Below are 26067 nucleotides of genomic sequence, written 5' to 3' on the forward strand. Positions count from 1 at the left end.
CCCGCGCTCAGTCTTCCGCGTCGACGGCATAGCCCCAGTGGCGCAGCATCGGGTCGAGGATCGGCAACAGCGGCTCGAACTCGTCGCGATACTTGTGCCAGCGCCCCAGGCCCTTGCGGTTCACCGGCTCGATCACCTGTGAATAGCTCGGCGTGGCGATGTAGGTCTTGTTGCGCGCGTGCTGGTCGAACTGCAGCATCGGCGAGGCATCCTCCAGCTCGAGGAACTGCGCGATGCGCGTTGCCTGCGCGGGAAATTCGCCCACCAGGTCCTCGTAGCGCGACACCAGCACCGACGGCTTGAAGGTTTCCACGTCTTCCAGCCAGCACGCCATCGTCTGCACATAGGCGCGCGACAACCGTTCCAGCGTGCTGCAGGCCGCCGCCAGGCCGCTGGACTGGAAGCTTTGCATGTAGCAGCTCAGCACGACATCGCAGGGATGGCGCACGGCGAGGATGATCTTCGCGTTGGGAAACAGCCGGTGAATCATCGGCAACCACTGCATGTTCAGTGGATTCTTGTCGACCAGCCGCGTGCCCGCGTTGCGCTGGATGCGCTCGCCCACCATCACGTCGTAGCGCTTGCGCAACTCGTCGCAATCGTACTGCCGCAGCACGCTGAGATCGTCCAGGATGCGGCGGTCATGGTTGCCCAGGATGCCGGCCAGGCAATTGAAGAACGGATTCTCGTCCATCGACTGCAGGCCAGGATGCGCGTCCAGCATCTGCTCCAGCAAGGTGGTGCCGGAACGCGGGAACCCCACCACGAACACTGGCGAGTCCTGCATGGCGGGCGCGGTATATGCCGGCCAGCGGGCATACTGCTCGGCCGATACGCGCGGCGCATCCACCGGCATGGCCGGGGCATCGGACCTGAAATACTCGGGCGAGTCGAAGCGGCGCTCGCTGGCTTCCAGCTGGTGGCCGACACGCAGCGCATTCATGCTCGCCTTGGTGTCGCCGAGCTGGTCGCAGACAGAAGCCAGCTGGAAATAGTGGCTGTAGTTGGTTGCGGACGCCGGCCCCGTTCGTTCGAGCAGGTCCCTGGCCGTGGCCGGATCCTTTCGGCGCGAAGCCAGCGTCGCCAGGATGTGGTTGGCTTCGTTGCGCTGGACGCCCGAGGTGTTCGCGTCCGCACGAATCACCTCCGCCAGTACGGCGTCGGCGTCATCCAGGCGGTTGAGGCGCTCATAGAGGGTGGCCAGCAACAGGCGTACGTCATGGTGGCCTGGCCAGCGGGCCAGCAGGTCTTCCAGCAATTCGGCCGCACCGGGAATCTCGTGCTTGAGGGTAAGCACCTGGGCCAGCTCCAGTTGCTGCTGGTCGCTGTCGAACGGCGCCCAATGGCGCCAGTGCCGCAGCAACTCCGCCGCACCCTCGACGTCCTGGCAATGGCAACAGGCACGCGCCGCGTCGATCCGTGCCTGCACCGAGTTGGGCTCCAGGTTCACCACATCGAGCAAGACGCTGCGGGCGGGCAGATAGTCACGCAGCTCGATCAGCTGCAGCCCGAGCTGGCTCTTGGCCGTGGTATTGCCCGGGTCCAACTCGACCGCCCTGGCATACGCCGTTACCGCTTCCCTGCGCGCGCCCAGCTCGGCCAGGACCGTCGCGTAGTTGTTCCAGTGGACGCTGCTCGCCGGCTGCAGCTGGGTCAGTTCGGCGTAGACCGGCAAGGCCTCCTGCGACCGGCCCTGAAATTGCAGGCTCAGGGCCAGGAACAGCAGCAGGTTTTCATCGCGAGGGGACTCGAGCAGCGCAGCACGGCTGAGCTGCTCGGCATGAAGGTGTTGGCCGGCGTTGATCGCTTCGGCTATGCGGGAAATGTCGTAGGAGGCCATGGCATCACAAAAAAAAGGGCCGCGTGAACAATCACGCGGCCCTCAAGGTTAACGCTTAAGTCAACGACTTAGAACTTGACCGTCACGCGAGCCCAGAAGTAGCGGCCCATCAGGTCGAAGTCGCTCGGGTCGGTGTTGGCATTGAGCGTGTTGTTCGCGTACAGCATAGGCGGCTGCTTGTCGAACAGGTTGTTGATACCGAAGTCGACGCGGGTGTTGATCGGCGCGATGTTGTAACCAACCGACGCGTCGTTGTACACCGTGGCACCGTACTTCAGGATCGTGCCGCTCTCGCCGTTCGGGAAGCTGTCCTGCGGCGAACCCGTCGCTGCGCCGTTCTGGAAGCGACCGATGTAGCGCATGCGCCACTCGGCACTCCAACCGCCCGACTGCCAGTTGACGAAGCCGTTTGCACGCCAGCGCGGGAACAAGCAGACGCCCACGTTATCCGGACATGCGGCCGAAGGGGCCGAGCCGTACGGCAGGAAGTGACCAGCGTTCTTATAGGTCACGCTGCCAGCAACGCCCGGAGCCGTCACCTGGTCGTAGTACTTCAGGTAGGTCGCGTTCACGCCAACGTTGAACTGGCCGATGTCGAACTGCGGCAGCTTGTAGTTGGCCGAGAAGTCGATACCCGAGGTGTTCAGCGCACCCAGGTTACCGGTCGGCTCAACCGTCGACTGCAGCAGCTGGCCAGCGTTCGGGCCGGTCGGCTGGCGCTGGATGTACTGGCAGTACACCGTCGAACCGGCGGCGCAGAGGTTCAGCAGGCTCTGCAGACCAACGGTGGTGATGGTGTTGCTCAGGTTGACGCGCCACAGATCAACGGTGGTGGACAGGCCCGGGACATACGAGGGGCTGTACACGAAGCCGAAGTCATACGACTTGCCATGCTCGGGCTTGACCGGGAAGCCGGCCACGCGCGAACCCTGGACAACTGCGCCCGCCTGGGTCTGCGAGACAACGTAGTTGTTCTGGAAGTTACCGGTGGGCGGCACGTTCGCGCAGGCGATGGCCAGCGGCGAACCAGCCGGGGCGCCGGCGTAGTTGGTGCAAGGATCGGTGTGGATCAGCGGCGCGTCCGAACCCGAGAAATACAGCTCGGTCAGGTTCGGGGCACGGAACACGTCTTCCATCGTGCCGCGCAGCAGCAGGTCGTCGATCGGCTTCCACTCCAGCGCGAACTTGAAGTTGTTCGTGCTGCCGAAGGTCTGGATCTTCGAGTAGCGGTCACCGATGGTCAGGTTCAGCGACTGCACGCCCGGCAGGCCGGCGAGGATCGGGATGAACGTTTCGGCGTAGACGTCCTTGGTGTTGTAGCCACCCTGGACGGCGCTGAGGCACTGGCTGCCGAGGATACAGCTGCCGGTGGTCGGGTCGATCACGAGCTGCGGAGCAGGAATCGTGTGCTGGTAGTCCTTGCGGTATTCAAGGCCAGCAGCCAGCTGCACGGCGCCGGCCGGCAGGCTGAACACTTCGCCGCTGAGGCCAGCGTGCCAAGTCTTCTCGAGCAGGTAGCTGTTCGACGGCGCGGTGACGTTGGCGGCCTTGATGGCTGCCACGCTGCCCGGCTGGTTGATGTCAAACGGGTTGAACTGGCAGGCCACCGGGTCGACGCCGGCCGGGCACGAAGCCGTACCGTCCGGGTTCTTGGTGGACGGACCGGTGTACAGCTTGGTCTGGTCGACCAGGCCAGCCGTCGTGGTCACGATGCTCTGGTGACCGTAGTTGTAGCCGAGGTCCCAGTTCCAGTTCTTGTCGAATACGGTGAAGTCACCCTTGAAGCCCGTGTTGATCTGGGCATCGCTGCGACCCACGCCGGCCATACGGAAGCCGTTGGAGGTCAGACGCGAGGTGAAGGCCCGGCCGTTGGCCGTGCCGTAACCGTTGCCGAACGGGTTGAAGGCGTTGTTCGGATCGATGACCGCGCCGGTCGAGGTCGAACCATAGACCGCCGGAGCCAACTGGAAGTTGGCCGAGGTCTTCTGGTAGATGGCGTCGACGTAGGCCGTCACGTGATCGGCGAGGTGGTATTCGCCGTTGATGAAGCCGCCAGTACGCTCCTGCGGGGTCATGATCAGGTTGACCGCCGCGTAGTTGTACTTGTCGGCGTTGCCGTAGCAGTGGTAGTTGGCCGGGGTGACGACCTGGCTGTTACCGCCGTGGTTGAGCGAGATGCGCGTGCAGTTCAGACCCGACGACGCCGCGAGGGCGGGCGAGATCTGGATGCGGCCGACCGGCGTGGAGGACGAACCACCGACCGAGACCGTGGTGCCCGAAAGGCTCAGCGCGTTCTTCGAGAAGTCGCGGTTGGCCGACAGGACGCCGTCCTGCTTGTTGTAGTTCAGGCCGGCCATGATGCTTCCCTTGTCGGACGTCTGTCCGAAAGTGAAGGTATAGCCGCTCTGGTCACCGTCTTGATGGTCGGACTGGCCGACGTTGGCGGTGAAGGTCGCACCCTGGTAGTTCTTGCGGGTGATGAAGTTCACCACGCCGCCGATGGCGTCCGAACCGTAGGTTGCCGAAGCACCGGTCGGCAGCACTTCGATGCGCTCGATCAGATCCGCCGGGATGGCGTTCGGATCCTTGCTGAGCAGGCGCTGGCCGTCGATCAGGATCAACGTACGACGCGAACCCAGACCGCGCAGGTTGATGGACGAGCCACCGGTACCGCCACCGTTGTTGGTCTGCGGGTTGACGTTGCCACCCGTCATGGACGGCAGCTGCTGCACCAGGTCGCCAAGCGTCTGCTTGCCGGTGGCCTGGATCTGAGCGCGATCAATCGTCACGACCGGGCTGGCGGTCTCGACGTCCACGCGGCGAATCAGCGAACCGGTCACGGTGACCGTTTCGAGCGTCTTGCTCTTGGTCTGATCCGGCGGCGTGGCACTGGACTGCGCGTCCTGCGCGAAAGCTGCGGTGCCGTAGGCGCTCGCTGCGAGCATGCCTACCGACAATGCCAGGCGCACCGACGTGCACAGTTTATTTTCCCCGAACTTCATGAGACACCCTCCCGAAATTATTTATTTATGACTGGGTTTGACAGAGATCCCCGCCTCAAACCCGCGCCCGAGTCACCCAAACTTTAGGGATAGACCGTGGAATACAGCGCTGCGCATTTATCACGCTTTACTTACAGATAGTCAATAAAATCTATACAGCAAGAATTTGCCGAGCCCCCTACGGCCATCGCAAAATGTTACGTCAGACGGCGATGGTCCGCACCGGTCCTGACCCATGTTTCCATGGTGCGGCGCGACGACCATCCGGGGAAAGCGGTGAAACCCAGGTGAAGCGGGCCCGGCCTGGCCGGGCGGGAAAAACCCATGCCGCTGATTTCACTTGGAATTATTCCGCACCGCTATCGTCTTCGAATCGCAGGTGCTTGACGCTGCGTCCCTTGCGCCGCACCAGCTTGAGGGCTTCTATACCTATGCGTATGTGGCGTTCGACGAATTGCGCGGTCACGCTGCGGTCGCTTAATTCCGTCTTAACACCCTCGGGAATCATGGGCTGATCGGACACCAGCAGCAGGGCGCCGCAGGGGATCTTGTTGGCAAAGCCGGCCGCGAAGATGGTTGCGGTCTCCATGTCCACGGCCATGCAGCGGGTGCGGCGCAGGTAGTCCTTGAACGCCTCGTCGTGCTCCCAGACCCGGCGGTTGGTGGTGTACACGGTGCCGGTCCAGTAGTCGTAACCCAGGTCGCGGATCATGGTGGAGACACCGCGCTGCAGCTGGAACGCCGGCAGCGCCGGCACTTCCGGCAGCAGATAGTCATTGGAGGTGCCTTCGCCGCGGATGGCGGCGATCGGCAGCACCAGGTCGCCGATGGCGTTCTTCTTCTTCAGGCCGCCGCACTTGCCGAGGAACAACGCCGCCCTGGGCTGGATGGCGCTGAGCAGGTCCATCACCGTCGCCGCGTTGGGACTGCCCATGCCGAAGTTGATCAGGGTGATGCCGTCGGCGGTGGCATTGGGCATCGGCCGGTCGCGGCCCTGCACTTCCACGCCATGCCACTCCGCGAACAGTTCCACGTAATGGCCGAAATTGGTCAGCAAGATGTGCTGTCCGAACTGCTCCAGCGCGGTGCCGGTATAGCGCGGCAGCCAGTTGGAGACGATTTCCTGTTTGTCCTTCATAAGACCCTTCGAGGTCAGCGCAGCCTTTCCCGCTGCGCGTTACCGGCGACGCCACGCCGGCAAGATGCCAGATCAGTGCGCGCATCTTACCTGCTGGCAGGCACCAAGCGGATCATCGGGCGCCGTCCGGGCCGTGACGCAGGCAACGTGCCGGCACTTCCCCGAGGTGCAGCAGGCCAGCATGGCGGGAACCCGCGGGAGCACGCCAGCTGGCTGGCGGCCTGCGCGCTGCCTTGATCGCCTGGCCGGAGTGGCCGTCGCGGGCCGCGCACCGGCTGGCGGGCGCCGGAATCGCCACTCCTTATATATGGACTGCTATCCGTCTGCGCGTTGGTTGCGCCTGCAACTGGTTTCGCGTCGCCTCGTCGCAGCCTGTTCGCTCGCCCCGATGCCACCGCGCGCCGCCCGCTTCCGGACGCCGCCGGAACCGCGCGTGCCGTGCGCTAGCCGTGGTGGATGCGTCCGATGCACGCGCGCAGCTTCAGTTGCATGGCTGCGGGGCGAGGGAAAGCAGCCTGGTACATGGCCCATAGGTCGGGGTCGGCAGCCATGACGGCCCATGCTATGTTGACCGCGCCAATCACTGGGGGGTGAGATGATGCGGATGGGTTTGGCCATCGATGCGTCCTGCGACTTGCCGCAGGCGTTTCTGCAGAAGCACAACATCGCGGTGATGCCGATCACCGTTCGCGTCGATGACGAAGTATTCCTCGACAATCGCAGCCAGGTCGAACTCCATCGCTTCCTGGATCGCAACCTCGGCAGCCGCAGCCATTCGGCGGAGACCGAGCCGTGCTCCATCGAGGATGTGCAGAACCTGTTCCTCGACAAGCTGGTGCTGGAGCAGGACTGCGTGTTCTGCCTCACCATCACCGCCACGCGCAGCCCCATCAACGAGCACGTGATCAAGGCGAGCTTCGCGGTATTGAAGAACTACCGCCAGGTGCGCGAGAAGAACGGCATCACCGGCCCCTTCCTGATGCGCGTCATCGACACGCGCAACCTGTTCGCCGGCGCCGCCCCCAGCATCATCGAGGCCGCCCGCCTGATCGACGCCGGCGAAACCCCCGCGGCGATCCGCGAACGCCTCACCTACATCGCCAACAATTCGTACGGCTACATGCTGCCGCGCGACCTCTACTACCTGCGTGCGCGCGCCAAGAAGAAAGGCGACCGCAGCGTGGGCCTGTTGAGCGCGATGCTCGGCACCGCCCTGGACATCAAGCCGCTGCTGCGTGGCTACCGCGGCGACACCGGCCCGGTGGGCAAGGTGCGCGGCTTCGAGCAGGGCGCGGAAACCTTGTTCAACTACGCCGCCGAACGCGTGCATGCCGGCCTGCTGGTGCCTGCGGTCTGCGTAAGCTATGGCGGTGAATTGTCGGAACTGGCCAACCTGCCGGGTTACGCCGGCCTGCGCACGGCCTGCGAGGAATGCGGCGTGGAACTGATGGAAGCGCCCATGAGCATCACCGGCATGGTCAACGTGGGCGAAGGCGCGGTCACGCTCGGCTTCGCCGCCGAGGAACATCTCGCCGAGTTCTAGGGCCCGACGGCGACGGGCGCAGTCACGGCAGGGCAGGCTCGCATGTTGCTTCGTCTGTGCACCTTGGTCTTGATCGCATGCCTCAGCGTGCCGGCCGTGGCTGGCACCACCTACAAGTGCACCGCGACGAACGGCAAGGTCGTCTACCAGGACCGACCCTGTCCCGCCGGCCAGCACCAGGAAGCGCTGCAGCTCGACGAGTCGGTACCGGTGACGCCACCGCCCCCGCCAGCACCACCGCCGGTCATTACGCCAGCCGAGCCTCCGCCTCCACCCGTGCCGTTCGAGCCGCCGGTGCCGCTGCCGGTGATGTATGCATGCCAGCGCGCCACCGATGGCAAGACCTACCTCAGCGAGCACGGCGATCCGCAGCCGCACCAGGTGCCGTACGGCATCCTGGGCGCGGGGTCCCTGCCGCTGTCACAGGCTTACGGCCCGCCCAACGGTGCCGGTGCGTCGGCGCCCGAGCTCAACCGCGGTCGCGTGAGGCCAGGCATGATCGCCAACTACTACGTCTGGGTGCAGGACCAGTGCCGCGAACTGACGCGCGACGAAACCTGCCATGCACTGCGCGATGCCTTCGACGAGAACGCGACCAAGTTGAGGCGCGCATTCAAGAGCGACCAGCCGCCACTGGAAAAGCGCGAGGAGCAACTGCGCGAGCAATTGCGCAACTGTTGAGTGGCACGCCCTGGGCACTTTTTGAGCAATGCGTCGCAAGTGCCCGCCGCGCAACGCGGCGAGGCAGTTGTCCACAGGCTTGCCACCAGGCTTTCCCCAACCGCTGTGGAAAACCCGCGGCAGCGCTGATGCAAAACTGACCACGATGGTGAAAACGTCGCCCTGGCGGGCACTTGGACTACCTATCCACAGGCTTGTCCCGCCATCGTCCACACCTGCTGTGGACAAGGCCTGCGATCAGAATCCGTAGTTGAGGAAGCCGCCGTCCACCGCCAGCACCTGGCCGGTGATGTAGCTGGCCGCGGGCAGGCACAGGAAGGCGATCGCCGCCGCGACCTCCTCCGGCTCGCCGATGCGGCGCAGCGGCGTGCGATCAAGCACCTCGTCCAGGTATTCGTCATCGGCCAGCGCGGGCTCCGAGCGCTGCGTGCGGATATACCAGGGCGCCACCGCGTTGACGCGGATGCCGTCGGTGGCCCATTCCGCCGCCAGGTTGCGCGTGAGCTGGTGCAGCGCCGCCTTGCTCATGCCGTAGGGTGCCCCCGTGCGGACGTGCGTCATGCCGGAGACGGAGCCGACATTCACGATCGCCGCGTTGGCGTGCTGCACCAGCTGGGGATGCGCCAGCCGGCACATCTCGAAGGCGGAGAACAGGTTCTGCTCGAAGATCGCACGGTAGGCGCCTTCCTCGTAGCCCAGCGTGGGCCCCGGCTGGTTGCCGCCTGCGTTGTTGACCAGCAGCGACAGCGGTGCGCCCAGATCGGCGACCCAGTCGAACACGGCCAGTCGCTCCTCCTGCTCGCCCAGGTCCGCGCCGAAGGCCAGCACCTCGATACCCGGGAAATCGTCGACGAGTTCCACCCGCACCTGCTCGAGGTAATCGCCGTCGCGCGCGACCAGCAGCAGGTTGGCGCCCAGGCCGGCCAGTTCGCGCGCGGCCGCATAGCCAATGCCCTTGCTGGCGCCGGTGATCAAAGCGGTATGGCCTTGCAGCTGCCAGGCGTCGGTGCGCGTATTCATGCGCCGAGCTTAAAACCACTCCCCACGTCACGCCTAGTGCGGACCGCGGTTGCCGCCTGCCGCGCTGCGCGGGACACTGGCGCAAACCTTCGCCAGGAACGCCCATGAAATGGTTGGCCCCGATGTTGTGCCTGTGCGCCCTCGCCGCCTGCTCCGGCAAGCCACCCACGCCGGTGTCCCAGCCCGCGGCGGCCAGCACGGCGCGCGTGGCCACGCCATGGGACGACCTCAAGAAGGACGAACAGCGTGCCCGCGACGTGCAGAAGACCGTCGACGAGCAGGCCGAGAAGCAGCGCAAGCAGATCGAGGCCGCCGAACAATAGCCACGCCGATGGCTGCATGGGGACTTGGCAAATCGACGTCCAAACGGGCATCGTGTCGGCCATGAACGCGACCCGCACCGACAGCCTCGACGCCGCGCCCCTGCTGGAGATCGACGATGCCAGCGTGATGCGCGGCAACCGCCTCGTGCTCGACCGCTTCAACCTGCGCATCGGCCTGGGCGAGCACACGGCCATCCTGGGTGCCAACGGGGCCGGCAAGTCGACCCTGGTGCGGCTGATCACCCGCGAGCTTTATCCCCTCGCGCGCGACGACGGCCGTGCCTCGATGCGCGTGTTCGAGCGCGAGCAGTGGCAGGTATCCGAGCTGCGCAGCCTGCTGGGCATCGTCTCCCCTTCCCTGCAGGCCGACTGCACCGGCGACGCCACGCTTGAAGTGGCCGAGGCCGTGCTGTCCAGCTTCTTCGCTTCGCGTCGGCTTGGCCTTGACCATCGCGTGACCGCGCCCATGCGCATGCGTGCCGACGAGGCCCTGGAGCATGCCGGCGCCACCCACCTGCTGGGCCGCACGATGGCAAGCCTCTCCACCGGCGAAGCGCGCCGCGTGCTGATCGCCCGGGCGCTGGTGCACCGGCCGCGCGCCCTGCTGCTGGACGAGCCCTTCGCGGGGCTGGACATCGCCAGTCGCCGGCGTTTCATGGAAAGCCTGCGCCGGCTCGCCCGCCACGGCACCACGCTGCTGCTGGTGACCCATCACATCGAAGAGATCCTGCCGGAGATCACGCAGGTCGCGCTGCTTCGGGAAGGCCGCGTGTTGCGCCATGGCGACAAGGCCAGCGTGCTTACCGACGATGCCTTGTCCGAAACCTTCGGCATGCCGGTGCGCGTGCATCGGCACGGCGATTACTACAGCGCTGCCATCGAGTGATGGCTTCGCAAGACGGCACAAGGCCCCGGTTCACGCCGGGGCCTTGTGCGTTTTCAGCGACGTCGCCGGGCTTCAGCGCGGCGAGCAGAAGCAATAGGCGTAGATATTCGGGCGACCCGCCGGTGCGGTGCGCAGGAGCTTGAGCTCCGGCGCCAGCGTGTCGAGGCGGCCGGCCCACGCGGGCAGGTGCAGGCCATAGGCCTGTGCCGTCTGCACCATCGCGTTCTCGTTGAGGCTGATCAGGAACTGCTCGAAGCTGCCCTGCGATTCCTCGACGTAACGCACCGGATACTGCTTGCCGAGCTTGGCGCGCGAGGCGGCCTCGCTCACCGCGTCGCCCAGGCCACCGAGCTGGTCGACCAGGCCGCGATCCAGCGCCTGCTGGCCGGTCCACACGCGGCCCTGGGCAATGGTGTCGATGGCGTCATAAGGCTTGCCGCGCGCCTTGGCCACCTGGCCGACGAAATCGCGGTAGCCCTTTTCGATGGTGGCCTGGATGACCAATCCCATCTTGGGATCGAGCGGGCGCGTGATGTCGAACGCACCGGCCAGCGGGCTGGTGCCCACGCCGTCGCTCTTCACGCCCAGCTTGTCGAGCGTGCCCGGCACGGTAAGCACCATGCCGAAGATGCCGATCGAGCCGGTGATGGTATTGGGATCGGCGTAGATGCGGTCGGCATTCATCGAGATCCAGTAGCCGCCACTGGCGGCCACGTTGCCCATCGACACGATCACCGGGATGCCCGCCTCGCGGGTCAGCGCCACTTCGCGGCGGATCTGCTCGGCCGCATACACTTCGCCACCCGGCGAGTTGACGCGCAGCACGAGTGCCTTGGTGCGCTTGTCGGTGCGCGCGGCACGCACGAGCGCGGCGGTGGAATCGCCACCCACCGAACCCTGCGGCTGCTTGCCGCCGGAGATCTCGCCCTCGGCCACGACCACCGCGACGCCGGGTGACAGCATGCCGTCGTTGTCCGGAAGGTCGGCGACGTAACCCTGCAGCGACACCTGGCGGAAGCCTTCGCCCTTCTTGCCGGCGGGCACGCCTTCCTTGCGCATCATGGTGACGAGCTCGGCGGGCGTGGCCACGCCATCGACCAGGTGCTGTTCCAGCGAAAGCTGGCCGAGGTCGCCACGCATGCGGCCGATCTGTTCCGGCAGGGTGTCGATGTCGCTGCGCAGGGTGGCGGCATCGAGCTTGCGCAGCTTGGCCACCTCGTTGACATAGGTGTCCCACAGGCCGCCCATCCAGAAGCTGTCCGCTTCCTTCGATTCGGGCGAGGCGTGGTCGAGGATGTACGGCTCGGCCGCGCTCTTGAACTGGCCCACGCGGAACAGGTGCACGTCCACGCCGAGCTTGTCGAGCAGATCCTTGTAGAACAGGCGGTAATTGGCCAGGCCGGTGATCATCACGCCGCCCTGCGGATCGACCAGCACACGGTCGGCATGCGCGGCGAGGTAGTACTGCCCCTGGTCCAGGCTGGGCGCCCACACCACGACCGGCTTGCCGGCGGCACGGAAGCGATCCAGCGCGGCGCCCACTTCATGCAACGCGGCGAAACCGCCGCCCTGCAGTTCGCCGGGTTCCAGCAGGATGCGCGTGATGCGGCTGTCCTTCGCGGCCGCGTCGATGGCACCGATCAGGTCGCGCAGCTGGATCTGCCTGGGCGGGTTGCCCGACAGGCCGGCCAGCGCACGATCCATCGCGCTGATGCTGTACTGCTCGACCAGTTCGCCCTTGGGCTTGATCACCAGCACGCTGTCATTCTGGACGACATGCGTGCTGCGGCTGCCCAGGTAGCCACCCAGCAGCACCAGCGCGAACAGGAACAGGAAGAAGAAGAAAATCAGGTTGAGGATGACCAGCCTGACCACGTTGATGCCGCGCCCGAAGGCGCAGAGAAAGGCCCAGAAACCGTTGGGGCGACGTTCCGTCATGCGAGGATTCCTCAGGATCTGCGCAACAGCGTAGCCGTTCGCGCGTCGAAGGTCATGTAGCGCCGACGGCACGGCTGCGCGCCCGCGCGTCGCACGCCGGCGTGAGCTTGCGAACCCGCAGGTTCAGGCCGGCCGCCGCCATTTTTCCCGGAAGGCATTGCGCCAGAACCGCGTGAACAGCAACAGCGCCGCCACGGTGAGGCCGGCGATCAGCCCCATCCACATGCCGCGTGCGCCCAGGCCGTGGCGGAACGCCAGCCACCAGCCCACCGGCATGCCGACGACCCAGTAGGCGAACAGGGTGATGACCATCGGCACCCGGGTGTCCTTCAGTCCGCGCAGCGCGCCGTTGGAGCTGACCTGGATGCCATCGGAAAACTGGAAGAAGCCCGCCAGCAGCATCAGCTGGGCGGCCAGCGCAATCACCGCCGCGTCATGGGTGTACATGCGGGCCAGCCACTGCGGCATGGTCAGCATCACGCCCGACGACACCGTCTGCACGCACAGCGCCAGTGCAATGCCGCAGAAGCCCGCATAACGCACGCCGCGCGCGTCGTTGCGTCCCACTGCATTGCCCACGCGCACGGTGATCGCCATCGACAGGCCCAACGGAATCATGAAGGCAACGGTGGCCACGCTCAGCGCCACCTGATGACTGGCCACCACGGTTTCGCCGAGCGTGGCGATGACCAGCGCCACGGCCACGAACAGGCCGCCTTCGGCCAGCAGCGTCACGGCCATCGGAGCGCCGATCTTCAGCAGTTCCAGCAGGACGCGTGGCCGGGGCCAGGCGAAGCCTGCACTCAGGCCGAGATCGCGATAGGCCGGATGCAAGGCAACGTAGAGCGCGAAGCCGATCATTTCCAGCCACAACACGATGGCGGTGGCGATGCCGCTGCCCAGCGCACCCAGCGCGGGCAGGCCCAGGCGGCCGTACATCATCACGTAGCCCAGCGGCGCCAGCACCAGCAGGCCGCCGAAGCTGAAATACATCGAGGGCCGCGTCATCGACAGGCCCTCGGACAGGCCGCGCAGCGCGAAGTAGCTGGTGAGCGCGGGCGCTGCCCAGCTGATCGCGTGCAGGAAGTGCGTCACGTCGGTGCGCAGCGTCGGCACCACGCCGATCCAGTCCAGCAACGGCGTGGCGTGGCGCACGAAGAACCACAGCACGATGCCCATACCCCATGCCAGCCACAGCGCCTGCACGAAGACGGCACCTACCTCATGGCGACGACCGGCGCCGTCGAGCTGCGCCACCGACGGGGGCACCGCCATCATCATGCCCAGACCACTGACCAGGGCCAGGGCCCAGATGCTCACCGCCGTCGTGACGGCCGCCTGCACATGCGCACTGAGGTGGCCGGCCAGCACCGCGTCCACGAAGTTGGGCCCGACGGCGGCGAGCTGGGCGGCAATGAGTGGCAGGGCCAGGCGTACCGTGGCGCCAACCTCGTGCGCCACCCTGGCGCGATCGGGGCGGAAAGACTGCATGACAAGACTCCTGGGCCGGGCATTCTAACGCACCGGCCCGCAGGCTCCCGCGCAGCGCCCCGCGGGCGAGGCCGACGGGAGCTGCCGGCGTCCACTGCTTGTGCCAACATCACGCGCTTGTCGAGCTCAGGGGAAGACACATGAAGAAGGAACTGGTGTCGTTCGAGGGCGTGCACTGCGCCAACTGCGGTGCATCCATGCAGGGCGAGTTCTGCCACGAGTGCGGCCAGTCGATCCACAGCGTGCTGCGGCCGATGCACCACATGCTGGAAGACACGCTGGACATGGTGTTGCACGTGGACAGCCGCGTGCTGCACACGCTGCCGCCGCTGCTGAACCGGCCCGGCTTTCTCACCATGGAATATTTTGCCGGCCGCCGGCAGCGCTACGTGGCGCCGTTCCGCCTGATGTTCGTGCTGTGCCTGCTGGGCTTTTTCTTCTGCCACCTGGTGATGGACAACGTCAACTTCTTCATGACCGATGCGACCACCACCGTGGGGACCGGCGATTTCGCCAGGGACACCACCCCCGATGCCGTGCGCGCCCGCTATGAGCAGATGCGCACCAGCGTCGATACCGCGACCACCGGTTCGAACCTCGGCGACAAGGCGCTCAAGCACACGCTGTCCACCGAGCGCGACCGCGCCAACCACCGCCTGGCCCAGCTCGGCGCCCCGCCGCTGGCGACTCATGGCACCAGCAAGATCGACTGGCCGACCGACCAGGTGCATGTGACCTGGCTGCCGGACGGTATCAATGCCAGCCTCAACCGGTCGATCGCCCATGCGTCGGCGAACTTCAAGGGCTTCACGGAAGGAGGCGAGGCGGGCGTCGAGGCCAGGGAGCGCGTGGTGGCCGGCACCTTTGCCGTGCTGCCGCAGACCCTGTTCCTGGTCATGCCGCTGTTTGCCCTGTTGCTCAAGCTGGTCTACCTGTTCAGGCGGCGCCTCTATATGGAGCACCTGATCGTGGCCTTGCACAGCCACGCCTTCCTGTTTCTGGCCCTGCTGCTGGGCATGCTGCTGCTGACCCTGCGCAGCTGGCTGGTGCCGCACGCCGGCTGGGTGGGGCCGCCGATCACCCTGGCCTGCTGGGCGCTGCTGATCTGGGCGCCGATCTACCTGCTGGTCATGCAGAAGCGGGTCTATCGCCAGGGCTGGTTCATGACCACGGTGAAATACCTGTTCGTCGGCTGGTGCTACATGTGGCTGCTCAGCATCGCGCTGGGGATCGCCATGTTGTTCGGTTTTGCGCACTGACGTCCCTGCATTTTTGTGACTTTCGTCACACACGTTTTGTGCGGTGGAACCCGTGCGCAGCGCACTGAAAAATAGCCTCGGCAGGGTTTTACACAGCGTCATGAGCCTGTCAAGGCAAGTCCCGTGCCTGTGGCAGTTGTGTGAACGGCAGCCTAGCAAAATTCGTAACTACATGAATTACAACGGTCTTTTTTCATGGTTAAAACTTGCACAGCGCGTCATGAAGGCCGTTTTCATGCGCCTGGAAGGCGTCCTTCAACGCTACATCCACAGACTTATCCACAGCTGCTGTGGATAAACAGAAAAGCTTCGTCCTGATAGTCACTTAGCCTCGATTCCTAGATGGCACGACAGCAACCCGTCGCAAGCCTCCGCCAACAGACCATTCGCCCGCGTACAGAGAATCCGGCCCGCCCGTCGCCGCCCATGACGGGCCGGTTACACTGGGTTGCCACGAGGTTTACATGCCCGCCGTCCTCCGCGTCGCCCTGCCCGTTCCGCTGCCTACCCTGTTCGATTACCTGCCGGCCACGGCGGGGCGGGCGGAAGTGGGCAGCCGGGTGCTGGTGCCGTTCGGCAAGGGCAAGGCCGTGGGCGTGGTGGTGCAGACCGAGGTGGAGACGGCCGTTGGCGCCACGCGGCTGAAGCGCGTCCTGCGGGTGCTCGACGACGCGCCCCTGCTCGACCCCGAACTGATGGCCACGCTGGCCCGCGCCGCCGACTACTGGCTCGGCGCCCCCGGCGAGGCCTACGCCAATGCCTTGCCGCTGGCCTTGCGCGAAGACCGCCCCTTGCCCGACCTGCGCGAAGAGGCCTGGGCGCTGACGCCGGCCGGCCGCAGCGCGCTCGACGCCGGCAGCCGTCGCGGCCGCAGCCGGGCCCTGCTGGACGTGCTGGCGCGCGGCCCGCAGGTCGCCGACGTGCTGCACGAGATGCTCCCCGGGTGGCGCGATGCCGCGCGTAGGCTGGACGAGGCCGGCCTGATCGCCCGCGCCGACGCCGCCAGTGCCGGGCCCGCCATCGTGTCGTCGGCACCCGCGCTCAGCACCGAGCAGCAGCAGGCGGTGGCCGGCATCCACGAGGCGCTTGGGCGCTTCCAGCCGTTCCTGCTCGATGGCGTCACCGGCAGCGGCAAGACCGAGGTCTATCTCGCCCTGATCGAGCAGGTCATCGCGCAGGGCAAGCAGGCGCTGCTGCTGGTACCGGAAATCGGCCTCGCGCCGCAAACCGTGCGCCGCCTGCGCGATCGTCTCGGCGTCACCGTGCAGGTGCTGCATTCCAATCTTGCCGAAGGCGACCGCGCCCGCGCCTGGCTGCGCGCGCGCAGCGGCGAAGCGAAGGTGATCCTGGGCACGCGTTCGGCCGTGTTCACGCCGTTGCCGCAGGCCGGCCTGATCATCGTCGACGAGGAGCACGACGGCGCCTACAAGCAGCAGGAAGGCTTTCGCTATCACGCGCGCGACCTTGCCCTGCTGCGTGCCCGCGCTCTGAACGTGCCGGTGGTGCTGGGCTCGGCCACGCCATCACTGGAGTCGCTGGCGAACGTGCAGTCGGGCCGCTACCGCGCCCTGCACCTGCGCGCGCGTCCCGGCGCGATCCGGCCACCGCAGGTGCAGATCGTGGACATGCGCGCGCAACGCCTGGACCACGGCCTGTCGCCGGCCCTGCTCGCCGCCGTCGCCGACACGGTGGCGCGCGGCGAGCAGGTGCTGGTGTTCCGCAACCGTCGCGGCTACGCACCCGTGCTGTTGTGCCACGCCTGCGGCTGGCATGCCGAGTGCCCGCGTTGCGAACACCCGATGACCTTGCACGCCGGCCGTCGCCAGCTGATCTGCCATCACTGCGACTATTCCTCGCGCGTGCCCGAGGCCTGCCCGGCCTGCGCTGCCAGCGATCTCAAGCCGCAAGGCCAGGGCACCGAACGACTGGAAGAAGCGCTGGTCGCGCGTTTCCCCGACGTGCCGGTGATGCGCATCGATCGCGAGACCACGCGGCGTCGCGATGCCTTCGAGCAGCTGCTGGAAGGTCTGCACGAAGACCGCCCCGCGATCCTCGTCGGCACACAGATGCTGGCCAAGGGCCACGACCTGCCCAACCTCACCCTGGTCGCCATCGTCGGCGTCGACGAGGGCCTGCTCAGCGTGGATTTCCGCGCCAGCGAACGGCTCGCCCAGCTGGTCGTGCAGGTGGCCGGCCGCGCCGGCCGCGCCAGCAAGCCAGGCCGCGTGCTGCTGCAGACCCATCATCCCGATCACCCCCTGCTGCGCCAGCTGCTCGCGCAGGGCTATGCCGCTGCCGCCGGCACGCTGCTCGAGGAACGTCGCAGCGTGCAGCTGCCGCCCTATGGCCATCAGGTGCTGCTGCGTGCGGAAGCGCACCAGCGCCAACACGTCGACGCCTTCCTGGCCGAGGCTTGTGCCGCGCTCGCCGACGCAGCGCTGCAGATCGCCGGCCCGATGCCGGCGCCGATGCCGCTGCGGGCAGGTCGTCATCGCGGCCAGTTGCTGATCGAGGCCGATAGCCGCAGCAAGCTGCACACGGCCTTGCGCCCCTGGTACCGCACGCTCGCGACGCTGCCTTCGGTGCGGCGCGTACGCTGGTCGCTCGACGTCGATCCCATCGATCTCTATTGAGACGGGACGGCGACGACACTTCCCATGATTCTCACCTTGACCGGAAGCATCACATGGAAGGCAACGACGCACGAACTCCCGACGCACGCCCCCACGTCGTCATTCTCGGCGGCGGCTTTGGCGGCCTGGCCGTGGCGCGCGGGCTCGCCGACACCCGCGCCCGCATCACACTGATCGACCGGCGCAATCACCACCTGTTCCAGCCTCTGCTCTACCAGGTGGCCACGGCCGGGCTTTCCGCACCGTCGATCGCCGCGCCGTTGCGGCAGATTCTGTGCAAGCAACGCAATGTCACCGTGTTGATGGACGAAGCGCTGGACGTGGACCTGTCGCAGCGTCGCGTCAGGCTCGCCAACGGCAGCGTGGACTATGACGCGCTGGTGGTCGCCACCGGCGCCACGCATGCCTATTTCGGACACGACGACTGGGAGCGCTACGCCCCGGGGCTGAAGACGCTGGACGATGCCTTTACCATCCGGCGACGCGTGCTGCTCGCCTTCGAGCGCGCCGAGCGCGAGGAGGATCCGGCACGTCGGCAGGCGTGGCTGAATTTCGTGGTGGTCGGCGGCGGCGCCACCGGCGTCGAACTGGCCGGCACGCTGGCGGAAATCGCCCGGCACACGCTGCCCCGCGAATTCCGTCGCGCCGACCCGCGCCAGGCCAATGTCCTGCTGGTGGAAGCGGGGCCACGCCTGTTGCCGGCGTTCGCCACCGATTTGTCCGACAAGGCACGTCGCCAGCTGGAGAAACTCGGCGTCGAAGTGCGCCTGGGCACGGCAGTCACCGGCATCGACGGCGATGGCGTGATCCTGGGCGATACGCCCTACGCGGCGCGCACCGTGCTGTGGGCAGCCGGCGTGGCCGCCTCACCGCTGGGCCGGTGCCTGGGCGCGCCGGTGGACCGCGCCGGTCGCGTGCAAGTGATGCCTGATCTCAGCCTGCCAGGGCAGCCGGAGGTTTTCGTCATCGGCGACCTTGCCAGCGTGACCCAGGCCAATGGCCAGCCCGTGCCCGGCGTGGCCCCGGCCGCCAAGCAAATGGGGCGCTACGTGGCCAGCGTGCTCAAGGAGCGTTGGCGTGGCGTACCGAGCCCGCCGTTCCGCTATCGCGACGACGGCGCGCTGGCCACCATCGGACGCATGGCGGCGGTGGCGCAGTTTGGCCGTCTGAAACTCTCCGGCCTGCTGGCCTGGTGGGTCTGGCTGGTGGCGCATATCGCCTTCCTGATCGGCTTCCGCAACCGGCTGGTGGTGATGCTGGACTGGGCCTGGGCCTACTGGACCTACCAACGCCACGCCCGCATCGTCACCGGCAGCGACGAAATCCGCGACGTGCACACACCCACGTCCAACGATGCGTAAAATCAGCCATTCCACCCCATGGATATTGACGTGTCCTCCCAACTCGAACAACTCCGCCAGTACACCACCGTCGTCGCAGACACCGGTGACATCGAGGCGATCGCCCGTTACCGGCCCGTGGATGCCACCACCAATCCGTCGCTGCTGCTGAAGGCCGCCGAGCTGCCGGCGTATGCGCCGCTGATCGACGAAGCCGTGCAGCGCGCGAAGGCGGACAGCCAGTCGCGCGAGCAGCAGTTGACCGACGCGAGCGATCACCTCGCCGTCGCCGTCGGCCGCAAGATCGTCGGACTGGTGCCGGGCCGCGTCTCCACCGAAGTGGATGCCCGCCTGTCGTTCGACACGCGCGCCACCATCGCCAAGGCCGAGCGCCTGATCGACCTGTACGAACAGGGCGGCGTCAAGCGCGATCGCATCCTGATCAAGATCGCCTCGACCTGGGAAGGCATCCGCGCCGCCGAGCAGCTGGAGAAGCGCGGCATCCAGTGCAACCTCACCCTGCTGTTCTCGTTCGAACAGGCGGTGGCGTGCGCCGAGGCCGGCGTGTTCCTGATCTCGCCGTTCGTCGGTCGCATCATGGACTGGTACGTCGCCAACACCGCGACCAAGAGCTATGCGCCGGACGACGATCCGGGCGTGCAGTCGGTGCGCCGCATCTACGCCTGGTACAAGAAGCACGGCTTCAGCACCGTGGTGATGGGCGCGAGCTTCCGCAATACCGGGCAGATCCAGGCCCTGGCCGGCTGCGATCGCCTCACCATCAGCCCGGACCTGCTGGAAAAGCTCGAACAGGACAGCTCGCCGCTGCCGCACGTGCTGGGCGACGATGGTTCGCGCGAGGCGCGCCTTGCGCCAATCAGCGAGGCCGCCTTCCGCTGGGGCCACAACGAAGATGCGATGGCCACCGACAAGCTCGCCGATGGCATCCGCAAGTTCGCCGCGGACCAGCGCAAGCTCGAGACGCTGCTGGCCTCCCGCCTCTAAGGCGCCGCCAGCAAGGGCAGCGGGCCGTCGCCCGCTTCCTTCCCGTCACTTCATGCCGTTGTCTTTCGCTTCCTGCGCGAGCTGGCCGGGCGCAATCTCCTCGCTCGACCAGCCACCGCCCAGCGCGCGCACCAGCTGCACGCTGGCGCGCAACTGGTTGGTCTGCAGGCTGAGCAGGCCGGTATGCGCATCGAGGTCGGCCACCTGCGCGGTGACCACGTCGAGGTAGCTGTTGGCGCCCTGCTTGTAGAGGCTGAGCGAGATCTTCAACGTGCGGTCGGCCGCCGTGGTCGCGTCCTGCTGGTCGACGATGGCGTCACCGAAGCGGGTCAGCAGCGACTGGTTGTCTTCCACCTGCTGGAATGCGGCCAGCACCGTACCGCGATAGCGCGCGCTGGCCTCGTCGAATACCGCATGCGCCGATGCCACTTGCGCGCGACGGCGCCCCCCATCGAACACATCCAGCAGCAGGCTCGGACCCAGCGCCCAGACCTGGCTGGGCGCGGTCAGCAGGTTGCCCCAGGCGCCGCTGCTGAAGCCACCTGCCGCACTCAGCGTCAACGACGGAAAGAACGCCGAGCGGGCCACGCCAATCTGTGCATTGGCTTCGGCCGTGCGCCGCTCGGCGGCGGCGATATCCGGACGACGCTGCAGCAACGTGGACGGCAAGCCGATGGGAATGACCGGCAATGCCGGCAGCTCGGTCTTGGCGTCGAGCACGAAACTCGAAGCGGGCTGGCCCACCAGTGCCGCTATCGCATGCTGCAGCAGGTCGCGCTGCGCCCGCGTCTGCGACAGCTGCGAGCGCGTCGAGGACAGCTGCGTCTGCGCCCGGTCAACGTCGAGGCCGGATACCGCGCCGCCACTCTGCAGCGCCTTGGTCAGCTGCAGCGCGCGCTGATACGCATCCACGCTCTTCTGCAGCAGATCGATCTGGCGGTCCAGCCCGACCAGCACCAGGTAACTGTCGGCCAGCTCTGCTTCCAGGCTCAGGCGCACCGAGGCAAGGTCGGCCGCCGATGCCTGCATCGAGGCACGCCCCGCCGCCACGTTGTCACGCACGCGCCCCCACAGGTCGACCTCGTAACTGGCCTGGCCGGTCAGCGAATAGGTGTCGTACCAGCTGGGCGAGGTGGGACCGCGCAAAGCCGAGTTGTCGGACTGGCGGTTGCGCACCGCGCCGGCGCCCACCGATACCTGCGGAAACAGGTCGGCGCGCACCTGCGCGAGGAAATCGCGCGACTGCTGGTAGCTGGCGAACGCCGCGGCCAGGTCGGCGTTGTGCGCGAGCAGCTGGCCTTCGAGGTCATCCAGGCGCGCGTCGCCGTACAAGGTCCACCAGCCTTCGCGCGGCAACTGGTCGGCGGGTGCAGCCGTGGTCCACGGGCCGGTCGGCTGGTAGTGCTCGTCCACCGGCGCCTGCGGCGGCTTGTAGGCCGGCGCCATCGAGCACGCGCCGAGCGCGAGCGTGGCCAGCAGCGCCGCAGCGATGTGCTCAGGCTTTTTCATGGGGCTTCGCCGCCGGCTGCGGGTTCCTGGCGATGTGCACGGGGTCGCCGTCGGCGAGGCCGTCGGGCGGGTTGCTGATCACGCGGTCGCCGGTCTCCAGGCCGGAACCCAGCTCGACCGACTTGCCGTAGTCGCGGCGGATCGTCACCGCCTTGAAGCGCACGTGGTCATGCGCATCGAGCGTGGCCACGCGCAACCCGTGGTCGTCGAAGATCAGCGCCTCGGCCGGCACGCGCATGCCCAGCGCGTTCGACGCGATGTTGAAACTGATGCTCGCGTAGCTGCTGGGCAACAGCTTGCCGTCCGGATTGTCGACCAGCAGCTGCACCAGGGTGGTGCCCGAGGTGGGCGAGATCGCGCGCGCGTCCGCCTCGACTTTCGCGGTGAAGCTCTTGCCCGGGTACTCCGGCACGGTGAGCGTGGCCTCGTCGCCGCGATGGATGCTGGGCGCGTAAACCTGCGGCACGCGTACGTACGCGCGCAGCCTGCTGGTGTCCGAGACGGCGAACAGCGGCATGCCGCTGCTGTCGGCGCTGATCAGCGCACCTACGTCGGTGTTGCGCGCGGTCACGCGGCCGTCGAACGGCGCAACGATGCGCGCGTAGGACTTGAGCGCCTTCAGCCGGTCGAAGTTGGCCTGCGCGGCGCTGGCCTGCGCCTGCTTGGCCGCGTAGTCGCCGTTGTACTGGTCCACCGACTGCTGCGACACCGAATCCGGATCGGTCGCGTGCAGTACCTGCCAGCGCTTGGCCGTGGTGGCCGCCAGCGCGGCATTGGCCCGCGCGCTGGCCAGGTCCGCCTGCGCCTGCAACAGTTGCTGGTCGAGGTCGGGCGTATCGATCACGGCGAGCAGGTCGCCGGCCTTCACCGAAGCGCCGATGTCCTTGTCCCAGGACTTCAGGTAGCCGCTGGTGCGCGCGTAGATCGGCGCATTGGCATAGGCGTCCATCTGCGCGGGCAGCTCCAGCGGCGCCTTGCCGTTGCCGGACTCCGGGCTGGTCACCACCACGGTAGGTATGGCCTGTTCGTCGGTCCACTGGCGCAGGCTGCGCGCATCGGAGATGCGCGAGGCGACCCCGACCACCACGATCGAGCCCAGCAAGACCACGCCGATGACGGCCGCGAGGCGCAGGCGACGCGGCGAGGGCTTCGTTTCCGGAAGGGATGAGAGATGCTCAGACATGGACGGGCTCCCCAGGAGCAATGGCCTGATCAGACGCGCGGCCGCGCTGCGCATGGACAATGGAAAACACCACGGGCACGAAGATCAGCGTGGCGGTGGTGGCAAACAGCAGGCCACCGATCACCGCGCGCCCCAGCGGCGCGTTCTGCTCGCCGCCGTCACCCAGGCCAAGCGCCATCGGCACCATGCCGATGATCATGGCCAGCGCCGTCATCAGCACCGGACGGAAGCGCACGAAGCCGGCCTCGCGCGCCGCCAGCGTGGCGTCGCCGTGGTGGGACAGGCGTTCACGGCAGAAGCTGACCACCAGCACCGAGTTGGCGGTGGCCACGCCCATGCACATGATCGCGCCGGTCAGTGCCGGCACCGACAGCGTGGTGCGCGTGACGAACAGCATCCACACGATGCCCGCGAGCGCGGCAGGCAGCGCGGTGATGATCACGAACGGATCGGTCCACGACTGGAAGTTCACCACGATGAGCAGGTACACCAGCACGCCGGAACCGAGCAGGCCGAACAGCAGTCCCGAGTAGGCATCGTTCATGGTCTGCACCTGGCCCAGCAGCGCGATGCTCGCGCCCTTGGGCCTGGACTTCCCGGTGTCCTTGATGATGCGCTGGATATCGCCCGATACCGCGCCGAGGTCACGTCCCTGCGTGGTCGCGTAGATTTCCACCATCGACTGGATGTTGTACTGGCTTACCACGATGTTGCTGTGCGAGCGTGCGACCTCGGCGAGCGCGCCCAGCACCTGCGGATTGCCGCCGCTTTTGGCGGTGATCGGCAGGTTGCTCAGCGCAGCCAGCGAGTCGAGCCGGTACTGCGGCACCTGCGCCGAGATCGGATACGTCACGCCGTTGTCGGGGTTGAGCCAGAACGTCGGCGCCACCTGCCCCGTACCCGACAGGTCCGCCACCAGGCTGCTGGTGACGTCCGCCTCGGTCAGGCCCAGCAACTGCGCGCGGGTGCGGTCGACGTTGATCTTGAACGCAGGCTGCGCCTGCGACTGCTGGATGCGCGCATCGACCACGCCGGGGACCTGGCGGATCTTGTTCAACAGCAGGTTCGCGTAGGCGAAATTGTCGGACAGGTGGAACCCGCGCACCTGCAGGTCGATCGGCGCCGGCGAACCGAAGTTCAGGATCTGGCTCACGATGTCGGCCGGCGGGAACGAGAACACCGTGCCCGGGAACAGGCGCGGCAGCTTCTCGCGCAGGGCCCGCACGTATTCGGCGGACGGACGGTGGCCGTCCTTCAGCGAGATCTGGATGTCGCCATCCTGTTCGCCCACTTCGCCGGTGTTGTTGTAGATGGTGTTGATCGAGCTGGCGTACTGGCCGATGTTGTCCACCATCGCTTCGAGTTCATCGGGAGGAATCACCTGGCGCACGGCCTTCTCGATATCGGCGAATTCCGCCGCCGTCACTTCCACGCGCGTACCCACCGGCGCCCGTGCGTGGATCAGGATCTGCCCGCCATCCACGTCGGGAAAGAAGTTGCTGCCCAGTCCCGGCAGCAACGCAAACGACAGCAGCACGAAACCGAGGAAGCCGAGCACGAACACCTTGCGGTGCTGCAGGGCCAGGTCGAGCAGGCCGCTGTAGCCGGCGCGGAAGCGCTCGAAGCGATCCACGAAGCCGCGCTGGAAGCGGCCCAGCGCCGAGCGCGGCGGCGGCAACGGCAGGTGCTGGCCGTGTTCGTCCACGGTCGGCGGATGCGCCAGCAGCAGGTACTTGGCCATGGTCAGCACCAGCGTTCGCGACAGGATGAACGAGAAGATCATCGCGAAGATCACCGCTTCGGCCATCGGCACGAACAGGTAGCGCGCCACGCCCGGCAGGAAGAACATCGGCACGAACACGATGCAGATGCAGCACAACGATACGAACGCCGGCACGATGATCTGCGCCGAGCCGTCGACGATCGCAGTGATGACGTCCTTGCCCTGCTCCAGGTGCCAGTTGATGTTCTCGATGGTCACCGTGGCCTCGTCGACCAGGATTCCCACGGCCAGCGCCAACCCTCCCAGCGTCATGATGTTCAGCGTCTGGCCGATGGCCGACAGCGTGAACACCGAACCGAGCACGGCCAGCGGAATCGAGGTGGTGATGATCAGGGTGGAGCGCCAGCTGCCGAGGAACAGCAGGATCATCAGGCTGGTCAGCGCCGCGGCGATGATGCCTTCGCGCACCACGCCGTCGATCGACGCGCGCACGAACAGCGACTGGTCGCCGATGGGCGTGACGGTCAGTCCGTCCGGCAGCGCGTCCTTCATCTGCCGCACGCGGTCGCGGATGCCCGCGACGATGGCCAGCGTCGAGGTGGAACCGTTCTTCAGCACCGACAGCAGGGTCGAGCGCACGCCGTCGACGTGCACGATGTTGGTCTGCGGCGGGCTGCCGTCGCGCACATGGGCCACGTCGCGGATGTAGATGGTCGTGCCGTTGACGCTCTTGACCGGCAGGTCCTCGAGCTCCTGCACGCGGTCGGCCGCGTTGTTGAGCTCCATCACGTATTCGTACTTGCCGATCTTCTGCGTGCCGATCGGGCTGATCTGCTGCTGGGCGGCGAGTGCATTGGCAACGTCCTGCGCCGACAGCCCGCGCGCATGCAACGCGGCGGGATCCACGTCGAGCTGCACCTGGCGCGTCTTGCCGCCGAACGGGTACGGAATGGCCGCGCCCGGCACCGTCACCAGCTGCGGACGCAGCAGGTTGAGGCCGAGGTCGCCCAGCTGCTGTTCGCTCAGGCCCTTGCCCGACAATGCCAGCTGCAGGATCGGCACGGTCGACGCGCTGTAGTTGACGATCAGCGGCGGCGTGGCGCCGGGCGGCATCTGCTTGAGCAGCGTCTGCGCGATCGCGGTGACCTGCGCATTGGCCACCGCGATGTTCACGCCGGGCTGGAAATAGATCTTGGTGATGCCCATGCCGTTGATCGATTCCGACTCGATGTGCTCGATGTCGTTGACCGTGGTCGTGAGCGTGCGCTCGAACGGAGTGTTCATGCGCCCGGCCATCTGCTCGGGCGTCATGCCGGTGAACTGCCAGGACACCGCGATCACCGGAATATTGATGTCCGGGAAGATGTCGGTGGGCGTGCGCAGCGCCGACATCACGCCGAAGATCATGATCAGCAGTGCAAAAACGACAAACGTGTAGGGCCGCGTGAGCGCGATCCGGACAATGCCAAGCATGCGGGGAGATTCCGTGCGCGAAATGATGCGTCGCGGCAAATTTTCGCACGCCACCTCCATCCGCGCTGCGCCGCGCGGAT

At 66.7% G+C, this 26067-nt stretch carries 17 protein-coding genes; 8 read left to right on the top strand and 9 right to left on the bottom strand.

Annotation, left to right across the window (positions count from 1 at the left end; translation table 11 throughout):
- Positions 1-7 precede the first annotated feature (7 nt).
- The 3 genes from ACXU4B_RS09965 to ACXU4B_RS09975 all read right to left on the bottom strand — a co-directional run bounded on the left by ACXU4B_RS09965 (position 8) and on the right by ACXU4B_RS09975 (position 5980).
- Complete coding sequence (locus ACXU4B_RS09965; RefSeq protein WP_131410069.1) at positions 8-1840, bottom strand: tetratricopeptide repeat-containing sulfotransferase family protein; 1833 nt, start codon at positions 1838-1840, stop codon at positions 8-10.
- A 68-nt stretch (positions 1841-1908) separates the two neighbouring features.
- Positions 1909-4842, bottom strand: coding sequence for a TonB-dependent receptor domain-containing protein (locus ACXU4B_RS09970; protein WP_131410072.1), 2934 nt, complete (start codon positions 4840-4842; stop codon positions 1909-1911).
- Positions 4843-5188: 346 nt separating this feature from the next.
- Positions 5189-5980 carry an AMP nucleosidase gene (locus tag ACXU4B_RS09975; RefSeq protein ID WP_131410074.1) on the bottom strand — a complete coding sequence of 264 codons (792 nt, stop codon included), beginning with the start codon at positions 5978-5980 and terminating at the stop codon, positions 5189-5191.
- Positions 5981-6578: 598 nt separating this feature from the next.
- On the opposite strand from ACXU4B_RS09975, the gene ACXU4B_RS09980 reads away from it, so the two are divergent.
- Together ACXU4B_RS09980 and ACXU4B_RS09985 are read left to right on the top strand one after the other, a co-directional pair.
- On the top strand, positions 6579-7523 hold the full coding sequence (locus ACXU4B_RS09980) for a DegV family protein (RefSeq protein WP_205746573.1): 945 nt from the start codon (positions 6579-6581) through the stop codon (positions 7521-7523).
- Between the two features lie 42 nt (positions 7524-7565).
- Positions 7566-8204 (top strand): DUF4124 domain-containing protein, encoded by a 639-nt coding sequence (locus ACXU4B_RS09985; protein ID WP_131410078.1) that lies wholly within the window; start codon positions 7566-7568, stop codon positions 8202-8204.
- Between the two features lie 237 nt (positions 8205-8441).
- Here the strand turns inward: ACXU4B_RS09985 and ACXU4B_RS09990 are convergent, their stop codons facing one another.
- On the bottom strand, positions 8442-9224 hold the full coding sequence (locus ACXU4B_RS09990) for an SDR family oxidoreductase (RefSeq protein WP_131410080.1): 783 nt from the start codon (positions 9222-9224) through the stop codon (positions 8442-8444).
- A 104-nt stretch (positions 9225-9328) separates the two neighbouring features.
- Between ACXU4B_RS09990 and ACXU4B_RS09995 the strand changes: the two genes are divergently transcribed.
- Both ACXU4B_RS09995 and ACXU4B_RS10000 read left to right on the top strand, forming a co-directional pair.
- Complete coding sequence (locus ACXU4B_RS09995; protein ID WP_131410082.1) at positions 9329-9547, top strand: hypothetical protein; 219 nt, start codon at positions 9329-9331, stop codon at positions 9545-9547.
- Positions 9548-9608: 61 nt separating this feature from the next.
- Entirely contained in the window at positions 9609-10433 is an 825-nt protein-coding gene (locus tag ACXU4B_RS10000) for an ABC transporter ATP-binding protein (RefSeq protein ID WP_131410084.1), read from the top strand.
- 72 nt (positions 10434-10505) lie between these two features.
- Here ACXU4B_RS10000 and sppA read toward each other — a convergent pair whose 3' ends face one another.
- Both sppA and ACXU4B_RS10010 read right to left on the bottom strand, forming a co-directional pair.
- Complete coding sequence (gene sppA / locus ACXU4B_RS10005) at positions 10506-12371, bottom strand: signal peptide peptidase SppA (protein ID WP_131410086.1); 1866 nt, start codon at positions 12369-12371, stop codon at positions 10506-10508.
- Positions 12372-12494: 123 nt separating this feature from the next.
- Complete coding sequence (locus ACXU4B_RS10010) at positions 12495-13862, bottom strand: MATE family efflux transporter (protein WP_131410088.1); 1368 nt, start codon at positions 13860-13862, stop codon at positions 12495-12497.
- 140 nt (positions 13863-14002) lie between these two features.
- On the opposite strand from ACXU4B_RS10010, the gene ACXU4B_RS10015 reads away from it, so the two are divergent.
- The 4 genes from ACXU4B_RS10015 (at position 14003) to tal (ending at position 20099) form a co-directional block, all read left to right on the top strand.
- Positions 14003-15121, top strand: a complete 1119-nt coding sequence (locus tag ACXU4B_RS10015; RefSeq protein ID WP_131410090.1) for a DUF3667 domain-containing protein — start codon at positions 14003-14005, stop codon at positions 15119-15121.
- 464 nt (positions 15122-15585) lie between these two features.
- The gene (locus ACXU4B_RS10020) at positions 15586-17754 is read left to right on the top strand and encodes a primosomal protein N' (protein WP_131410092.1); all 2169 of its coding nucleotides are present in this window, start codon (positions 15586-15588) and stop codon (positions 17752-17754) included.
- Positions 17755-17807: 53 nt separating this feature from the next.
- Positions 17808-19115: an NAD(P)/FAD-dependent oxidoreductase gene (locus tag ACXU4B_RS10025; protein ID WP_131410094.1), complete on the top strand. Its 1308-nt coding sequence runs from the start codon at positions 17808-17810 to the stop codon at positions 19113-19115.
- 18 nt (positions 19116-19133) lie between these two features.
- Positions 19134-20099 (top strand): transaldolase, encoded by a 966-nt coding sequence (tal, locus tag ACXU4B_RS10030; RefSeq protein WP_425481398.1) that lies wholly within the window; start codon positions 19134-19136, stop codon positions 20097-20099.
- A 45-nt stretch (positions 20100-20144) separates the two neighbouring features.
- On the opposite strand, the gene ACXU4B_RS10035 is transcribed toward tal, so the two are convergent.
- From ACXU4B_RS10035 to ACXU4B_RS10045, 3 genes are read right to left on the bottom strand one after another with little or no spacing between them, the layout of a single operon-like run.
- The gene (locus ACXU4B_RS10035; RefSeq protein WP_131410098.1) at positions 20145-21608 is read right to left on the bottom strand and encodes an efflux transporter outer membrane subunit; all 1464 of its coding nucleotides are present in this window, start codon (positions 21606-21608) and stop codon (positions 20145-20147) included.
- Positions 21595-22791 (bottom strand): efflux RND transporter periplasmic adaptor subunit, encoded by a 1197-nt coding sequence (locus tag ACXU4B_RS10040; RefSeq protein WP_131410100.1) that lies wholly within the window; start codon positions 22789-22791, stop codon positions 21595-21597. Before ACXU4B_RS10040 ends, ACXU4B_RS10035 begins: the two co-directional genes overlap by 14 nt.
- Positions 22784-25987: an efflux RND transporter permease subunit gene (locus tag ACXU4B_RS10045; RefSeq protein ID WP_131410102.1), complete on the bottom strand. Its 3204-nt coding sequence runs from the start codon at positions 25985-25987 to the stop codon at positions 22784-22786. Before ACXU4B_RS10045 ends, ACXU4B_RS10040 begins: the two co-directional genes overlap by 8 nt.
- Positions 25988-26067 lie beyond the last annotated feature (80 nt).

It is taken from the genome of Dyella soli (genome assembly GCF_054482295.1).

Bases quoted from the DNA above. Each gene is read 5' to 3' on its own strand.
- ACXU4B_RS10010 (WP_131410088.1), bottom strand. From the start codon at position 13,862: ATGCAGTCTTTCCGCCCCGATCGCGCCAGGGTGGCGCACGAGGTTGGC.
- ACXU4B_RS09995 (WP_131410082.1), top strand. From the start codon at position 9,329: ATGAAATGGTTGGCCCCGATGTTGTGCCTGTGCGCCCTCGCCGCCTGC.
- ACXU4B_RS09990 (WP_131410080.1), bottom strand. From the start codon at position 9,224: ATGAATACGCGCACCGACGCCTGGCAGCTGCAAGGCCATACCGCTTTG.
- ACXU4B_RS10025 (WP_131410094.1), top strand. From the start codon at position 17,808: ATGGAAGGCAACGACGCACGAACTCCCGACGCACGCCCCCACGTCGTC.
- ACXU4B_RS10015 (WP_131410090.1), top strand. From the start codon at position 14,003: ATGAAGAAGGAACTGGTGTCGTTCGAGGGCGTGCACTGCGCCAACTGC.
- ACXU4B_RS10040 (WP_131410100.1), bottom strand. From the start codon at position 22,791: ATGTCTGAGCATCTCTCATCCCTTCCGGAAACGAAGCCCTCGCCGCGT.
- ACXU4B_RS09975 (WP_131410074.1), bottom strand. From the start codon at position 5,980: ATGAAGGACAAACAGGAAATCGTCTCCAACTGGCTGCCGCGCTATACC.
- ACXU4B_RS10045 (WP_131410102.1), bottom strand. From the start codon at position 25,987: ATGCTTGGCATTGTCCGGATCGCGCTCACGCGGCCCTACACGTTTGTC.
- ACXU4B_RS09970 (WP_131410072.1), bottom strand. From the start codon at position 4,842: ATGAAGTTCGGGGAAAATAAACTGTGCACGTCGGTGCGCCTGGCATTG.
- ACXU4B_RS10020 (WP_131410092.1), top strand. From the start codon at position 15,586: ATGCCCGCCGTCCTCCGCGTCGCCCTGCCCGTTCCGCTGCCTACCCTG.
- ACXU4B_RS09985 (WP_131410078.1), top strand. From the start codon at position 7,566: ATGTTGCTTCGTCTGTGCACCTTGGTCTTGATCGCATGCCTCAGCGTG.
- ACXU4B_RS10035 (WP_131410098.1), bottom strand. From the start codon at position 21,608: ATGAAAAAGCCTGAGCACATCGCTGCGGCGCTGCTGGCCACGCTCGCG.
- ACXU4B_RS09980 (WP_205746573.1), top strand. From the start codon at position 6,579: ATGCGGATGGGTTTGGCCATCGATGCGTCCTGCGACTTGCCGCAGGCG.
- tal (WP_425481398.1), top strand. From the start codon at position 19,134: ATGGATATTGACGTGTCCTCCCAACTCGAACAACTCCGCCAGTACACC.
- ACXU4B_RS09965 (WP_131410069.1), bottom strand. From the start codon at position 1,840: ATGGCCTCCTACGACATTTCCCGCATAGCCGAAGCGATCAACGCCGGC.
- ACXU4B_RS10000 (WP_131410084.1), top strand. From the start codon at position 9,609: ATGAACGCGACCCGCACCGACAGCCTCGACGCCGCGCCCCTGCTGGAG.
- sppA (WP_131410086.1), bottom strand. From the start codon at position 12,371: ATGACGGAACGTCGCCCCAACGGTTTCTGGGCCTTTCTCTGCGCCTTC.